This window comes from Candidatus Hydrogenedentota bacterium (assembly GCA_019695095.1).
GTDB lineage: Bacteria > Hydrogenedentota > Hydrogenedentia > Hydrogenedentales > SLHB01 > JAIBAQ01.
In genome coordinates, this window is the sequence record JAIBAQ010000004.1 from 91472 (window position 1) to 98126 (window position 6655).

Annotated in this window: 4 protein-coding genes; 2 read left to right on the forward strand and 2 right to left on the reverse strand. The window is 56.6% G+C overall.

The genetic code is table 11. The annotated features are described in order from the left end of the window. Positions 1-87 precede the first annotated feature (87 nt). Positions 88-1614 carry a DoxX family protein gene (locus tag K1Y02_01575; protein ID MBX7255021.1) on the reverse strand — a complete coding sequence of 509 codons (1527 nt, stop codon included), beginning with the start codon at positions 1612-1614 and terminating at the stop codon, positions 88-90. 476 nt (positions 1615-2090) lie between these two features. On the opposite strand from K1Y02_01575, the gene K1Y02_01580 reads away from it, so the two are divergent. Beyond that, entirely contained in the window at positions 2091-3023 is a 933-nt protein-coding gene (locus K1Y02_01580) for a response regulator (GenBank protein ID MBX7255022.1), read from the forward strand. Positions 3024-3077: 54 nt separating this feature from the next. Then, the gene (locus K1Y02_01585) at positions 3078-5999 is read left to right on the forward strand and encodes an alpha-L-rhamnosidase N-terminal domain-containing protein (GenBank protein MBX7255023.1); all 2922 of its coding nucleotides are present in this window, start codon (positions 3078-3080) and stop codon (positions 5997-5999) included. A 59-nt stretch (positions 6000-6058) separates the two neighbouring features. On the opposite strand, the gene K1Y02_01590 is transcribed toward K1Y02_01585, so the two are convergent. Next, a complete protein-coding gene (locus K1Y02_01590; GenBank protein MBX7255024.1) occupies positions 6059-6460 on the reverse strand; it encodes a hypothetical protein in 402 nt (133 codons plus the stop codon). Positions 6461-6655: the final 195 nt, after the last annotated feature.

Below are 6655 nucleotides of genomic sequence, written 5' to 3' on the forward strand. Positions count from 1 at the left end.
GTGCGTTTGGCTATAGAGTGATTGTATTAAGAATTTAATACAATCCAGGCGAAAAGTCAAGCCTTGCGATGGAGGTCGCTTAAGTCCTTATACGACAAGGGGACGCGAGCGGTTGATGCCCTCGTTGAGGATGTTGACGGTCAGATTGACGTTCTCGACAACCTGAAAATCGTACATCCCGACGCACAGGAAATCCGCACCGCTCTCAAGGGCATAGCGGAAGGTGTCGGCCGGTGTATACGCGCCCGCCGCAAGGATCTTGAAGGCGATCCACGGTTCTTTGCGGGCGTTCATGAACTCGACGGTTCCGTCAGGCTCCTTGCAGAACACGTTATCATGCTCTTCCTCGATCTTGGCAGACCAGTAGGTGAGCGGATGAAGAGTCTTCACCCAAAAGTCCGGGATAAGTCCTTTGTCGACGCAGCCTTGCACCGTGGCGAGCTTGTGTCCGCCGATGCCTGCGGGAAGTCCGTTGGCACGAATGCGGTCCAGCGCCTTGGCGATTGCGTCAAATTCACCGCGTTCCACCAAATTGTCCGCGATGCCCCCCTGCACGTAGCACGCCGACGCGCCGTCGTCGATGGACATATTGACCATTTGCAGCAGGTCCGAGCCGCCGCAGTCGGAGATGTACTGGATCTTGCCCAAACCTTCTTTCCAGTAGTCCTTGATAATCGGCGCGAGCTTGGGGTTCGTCAGAATCGTGTTCACGCCGCACTTCTCCGCCAGCATGAAGGTCTCGAAGACCTTGGTGCGCGTGTGATAGGCCGTGACTAGCTTTGAAACGTAGATGAGGTCGCGCGCGTGCGCCCAGCCGCCAATCAGGTTACCGCCCAGCACAAGCCTGCTGAAGGTCTGTTTCCCGATCTGCGCGGCGGGGACGGGAGCCTTCAAGTCCTTGATGGACGTGAAGCTATAGCGCTTCATCGTCGCGCCCGAGACGCCGTCGACGAGGTTCTTCTCTTCATGGCTGAGCAAACCGCGCTTCTTGGCCAGCGCCGTGCCGAACGCCATCAAGAAGGGGACCGATACCATGGCGCGAAGGACCACGCGACGGCCCGACATGGGAACTGGCTCACGCGATTCCGGCGGCAGCCCCATGATCGCCGTCTCGGACTGCACAGGCTCCTGCCTTCTTTTGCCGAACACGAATCGGTCCAGGCCGGCGAACATGCCGGTCGGGAAGAAGAGCAGGGCAAAGAGCGCAATCGCTTCGACGAGGTTCTTGTCGACGATGAGGTATGCGCCTTCACGCACGACTCCAAAATCGGACCCGAAGAATGGGGGGTAGGCGGCGTAGTAAAGCAGGAGCAGGCACATCCCAAGCAGGCAGGAAATACGCGTGAACAATCCCAGAATGAGGCACACGCCGATGAGCGTGAGGCCCCATATGTTCGCCAGGTCGACTAGGCGCATCACGGTCGGCTGAGAGGCCATCCAGTGAAAACCATCGGCCAGCAACCAGCGAGACGAGAGCAAGTACTCCTTCGCCGTCCACCCGGGCGTGAGCAGCTTCACCACGCCCTCATACAGGAAATGCCAGCCAATCGCGATTCGAAGCAAGGTCAGAACCCACAACTGCGACTTGGATGCGCCCTCAGTCTTCTGATTCATCGCCGTTCCCCGGTTTTCGGAGCGCACAACCGGCCGCCCCCCTTGCCGGCATGATACCCCGAACCGCAGGAATCGACAAGAAGTTGCAATCGTAACATCCAGAATACTGCGCAAGGGAGAAGACGGAAATGGAGCGTGAGTCTGTGCATCGCGACTCTGCGTTAAAGGTGATATTGCAGAAGACACGTTCAATTCATTCTGACAGGATTAACACGATTCACAAGATTAAAGAGAGCCCAATGGGGGTGCGAGGCGGTTGGTCTTCTTCGATTGGAATCGTGTAAATCCTGTCAAGAAGATTTGTTGTGGAATGGGTTCCCTGGATCCCTCTCCAGGGCCGGTTTGGTGGTAGGGTGGAGCGGGGGACAACGGAATACTTGCCCCAATCTCACTAGGACATTAGAATACGCCTCGCGCACAACGTTTCCTTGGCAATCTTGAACTTACCGGCGCGGCACTTGTGGGAAGGATGTTGAATGAGCAAGATTCTGGTTGTAGATGACGATCTCGATTTGGCGGACCTGATTCAGACGAAGCTTACCGCGGAAGGTCATCAGGTTTCGGTGATCAATTCCGGCGAGGGCGCGTTTGAGATGGCGAAGCAGGTCCGGCCGGACCTCATCATTCTCGACATCATGCTCCCCGGGGTCACGGGGTACCAGATTTGCCGCCGTTTGCGGAAAGACCCTGAACTCTACGGGGTTGGAATCCTCATCTTGACCGCGTTGGGAGAGGAACCGGAAGTTCTACACGGGCTCGAACAGGGCGCGGACGACTTTCTTGCAAAACCGTTCAAGCTTGATACGCTGATGGAAAAAATTGAGGCGTTGCGCGCGCTGCTCGACGGACTCTCCAAGCTCAATCCACATACGAATCTGCCCGGCACTGAGGCCATCAAGCGCGAGATCAACCATCGGTTGGCCCGCGGCTCGGCCATCGCCGCCTGCTACGTGGACATCGTCGGCTTCAAGCCGTATTGCGTCGCGTATGGCATGCAAGGACAGCGCAAGGCGCTCGAATTCATGGCCAACATGCTTACGTCGATGACGCGGAACATGGGCGTTTACGAGAGCTTCACCGCGCATTTGGGCGGTGAACACTTTGTCGTCCTGCTCAACATCGAAGACTACGAACGTTTCTGCAGCACATTGATGCGGACTTTCGACAGCAGCATCCAGCAACTCTACTCGGGGCAGGAAGTTCGGCAGGGTTTCGTCCAAATCACGGATAAGAACGGACGAGAACTGAAGTACCCTTTGATGGCGCTTTCCATCGGCGTCGCGCACACCCAGTTCCGCCATTTCAAAAGCGCCAAGAAGATGTTTGAAGTACTTGCCCAGACGCGTCAGATGGCGCAGCCCAAGGGCAAGAGTCTGATGTTTGTCGATCGGCGCACGGCCGATCGCTAAATACCACTTCGAATTAGTTCGTTTTTCCCCCGTGGGGGATGGGAAGGAAGAACCATGTCGCATTCATCCATGACTTCGTTGGTGCTTTCCGCCTTTCTGGGCGCCGCGCTGTGTTCCTCGCGCGCGTCGGGGGCGGAGGCCGCGGACTTGACCGCTAAGTGGATCTGGCACCCGCAGGAGTCGTATCACGAGTACAACGACACGATCATGGCGCGCAAGGAATTCACTCTTCCGGAATTCACGAACGCGCGCCTGGCAATCACCGCGGATACCAGGTACCGGCTCTTCATCAATGGGACGTGGGTCAACGACGGGCCGTGCCGGAGTTGGCCGGATCACTATCAATACGATGTCCTTGATGTCGCCGCTCACCTGAAGGCAGGCAAGAACGAAATCCTCGTTGTCGCGAAGTATTTTGGCGTGGGCACGTTTCACCAAATTCCGCAGCAAGCCGGACTCTTGGTGCAATTGGATGTCACTCCGAAGTCGGGAGATCCGGTGAGGGTGATCTCCGATTCCACGTGGGAAACCTCGAAAGCCAACGGTTGGGTGCCCAATACGCCGAAGCGTTGTGTTCAAATGGGACCTCTCGAAGTCTACGATGCCCGGCGTCAGGGTGAACCGTTGTACAAGCCCGCGGCGGTTTTGTTCGAGGCCGCCGGAGGCCCCTGGAAGGGACTCAACGAGCGGGATTGTCCGCCATTGACGAAGAAGCCGTTCGCGTTCCAATCCTTCCGCGAGGCAAACGTTCTTGACTCGAAGTGGATGTGCGTCACGTTTCCCACGGCGCGCCTCATGTACCCTGGTTTGATCGAAGCCAACGATAAGGTCTCCATGGCGAGCGCCACTGCGACGATCGTCACGGTGCCGAAGGAGACGGTGATTCATCTCGAGTCCCCCGGCTCGACGGTAACGATCAACGGAGAGCGTGGGAGAGACAACGCGTTCACGCTGCACAAAGGCGACAACTTTCTCTTCATGGTCGTCACCAGCTACTTCGGGCACTGGCAGAAAGACAATGAGCTTCGCTTCCACGAGACCGAAGGATTCGAGTTGAGCAACCCGATTAACCAGAGCAAGGAAGATCCTTGGTGTTTCGTGCCGTTTGACGAGGCGAAGTACGTCTCCGCGGATTACGCATTCAAGCTGTTGTCTCCGGAGGAGAGCAAGGCGGTCACATCCAAAATCGAAGGGTGCATCAACACGTATCTTGCCGATGTGAAGGATGTGAAGTCGTTCCGGGCTGCCTTCGGCGATTCGATCCGTGTGTTGTCGACGGCCAATGACCTTAGCGACGACCCTCACATGAAGTTCAAGGCGCGTAAAGTCATCGGTAGCGCGGCTCAGTACGTGGAGAATCCCGAAGCCTTGATCAAGGATGACGCTGCCGTAACCACGGTAAAGCCATCACCCGATGGCGACATCGAATTGGTCTACGATTTGGGTGAAGAGAATGTCGGTTATTACCAGTTTGAATTGACTGCCGAGGCGGGACTCGAAATCGATATCTCCGCGGTCGAGTACGTCACTCCCAAGGGGCGCGTGCAGCATACGGGCGAGTATCGAAACGTCATGCGGTATACCTGCAAGGAAGGACTCAATTCCTTCACGTCGCTGGAGCGGAGAGCCGGGCGATTCGTCTTTATTCGACTTCACAACCAAACGAAGCCCGCTTCGATTCGGCACTTTCAGTTGATTGAGTCCACGTATCCGGTTCAACCCATCGGACGCTTCGCGTGCAGCGATCCCGACCTCGACAAGATTTGGGAGATCTCCGCGCGCACGCTCAAGCTGTGCATGGAAGACACCTTCACGGATTGTCCGCTCTACGAGCAGACGCATTGGGTCGGCGACGCGCGCAACGAAGGCCTTTACGGTCTCATCGCATTCGGGTCTGCGGACCTCACAGAGCGCTGCGTCCGACTGACCGGGTATTCGCTGGAGAAATACCCCATCGCGTTGTGCCAGACGCCGTCCACCTGGGAGACGCTGCTTCCGGCATGGAGTCATCTTTGGGGCATATCGGTGTGGGATTCGTACTTCTACACGGGCGATACGAAGTTCCTCGAAGAAGTGTGGCCGCAGGTGCTGCAGAATTTGCGGGGCACGCAGAAGTACACCACCAACCGCGGTCTGTTCTGCGCGCCCTTCTGGAACATGTTCGATTGGAGTGGCATCGACGACAATCACTCGACCGTCCTCCACAACAGCATGCTCGTCGTGGGCGCGATCGACGCGGCTCTGAAGTGTGCCGACGTGCTTGGCGACACCGAGAACGCCAAGTGGATCGCGGAGTATCGCGCTTCGCTGGTGGCGTCGATTAACGCCCTGTGGAACGCTGAGAAGAAGTGCTATCCCGACAGCATCCACGACGACGGCACAATTAGCGCGAAGTCGTCTGTGCATACCAGCTTCCTGGCGTTGCTCTACGACATCGCGCCAAAGGAGAACGAAGCGATCCTTCTGGAAAATGTGCTCAATCCGCCGGAGGGCACGACGAAGGTTGGTGCGCCGTTCGCCATTCAGTACGAGTACGAGGCGCTGGAAAAGCTCGGCAAGCAGAACGAGATCATTGCCTCGATTCGCAAGAACTACGATCCCATGATCGATATCGGCGCCACGACCGTCTGGGAGAGCTTCGCCGAAGGCACCACGGGCGGCGATGGCTTCCCAACGCGCAGCCACTGCCACGCATGGTCCTCCGCGCCGATTCAGTTCCTCAACCAAATCGTGCTTGGCATTGTACCAACGGAAGTAGGAGGGAAGGCCGTCACGATTAGCCCGTTCCCAAGCGGGCTGACCTGGGCCAAAGGCGCATCGGCCACCATCAACGGACCCGCCGAGGTCGAGTGGAAGCTCGAAGGCAACAAGCTGAACATTACGGCAAAAGTTCCTCAAGGCGTTGCGCTTACTTTCAAACCCAACGAGTCGTTGAAGGGGATGGAAGTCGTATTCAACGGCGCTGTAGTGCAGTAAGACTTAGTCGGCGTTCTTGAGAAAGAGTTAGTGCAGGTTTGCGTCTTCAGCGACCTTCGCTACTTCCGGAGTTTCAGCCAGTAGTCCCTGAATGACATTAGCCGGGGCAACGACTCACGGTCTTTAGCTCGGCCTGACGCTTGTTTGCTGGCGATAATGTCGTTGATGTGGCATACGGGAAATCCCTCCACCTCTACACGCCGCTTCCATGCATCTTCGAACCGTTCGATTCCGTCCGGAGCGAATACAAGATCCAAATCGAAAGGGCCATTCTTCAACTGCACGAAGTCTTTGCCCCGCTTCACTTCCGCTGACTGTGATTCCGTGAGCGAAAAACCTAGATCGTGCAGTGCCGCGACCAAAGCCTCTCCGTTTTCAGGTGATTTTTCGGCGAAGATGTCAGCATCTTGAGTCGTATCCGGAAACCCAAGAAGTATCGCCCCGGATTTTCCGATAAACATATATCGCACCTTGTGTCGTGCGAATGAATCCCGGATTTCTTCTGCCTGACGATACTCAAACGCGGCCATACCCTAGCCAATCCGGAAGGTTCTCCTCGCACCAGCGGCGATAGTCCTCCATCGTATCGAATGAACGATAGGGTTCATCATCCAATACGGGTTTGTAGGTGTGAATGAAGGAATACCGGAATCGCG

What these genes read in the sequence shown, in the direction of transcription:
- K1Y02_01585 (MBX7255023.1), top strand. Translation starts at nt 3,078, where the DNA reads ATGTCGCATTCATCCATGACTTCGTTGGTGCTTTCCGCCTTTCTGGGC.
- K1Y02_01590 (MBX7255024.1), bottom strand. Translation starts at nt 6,460, where the DNA reads ATGTTTATCGGAAAATCCGGGGCGATACTTCTTGGGTTTCCGGATACG.
- K1Y02_01580 (MBX7255022.1), top strand. Translation starts at nt 2,091, where the DNA reads ATGAGCAAGATTCTGGTTGTAGATGACGATCTCGATTTGGCGGACCTG.
- K1Y02_01575 (MBX7255021.1), bottom strand. Translation starts at nt 1,614, where the DNA reads ATGAATCAGAAGACTGAGGGCGCATCCAAGTCGCAGTTGTGGGTTCTG.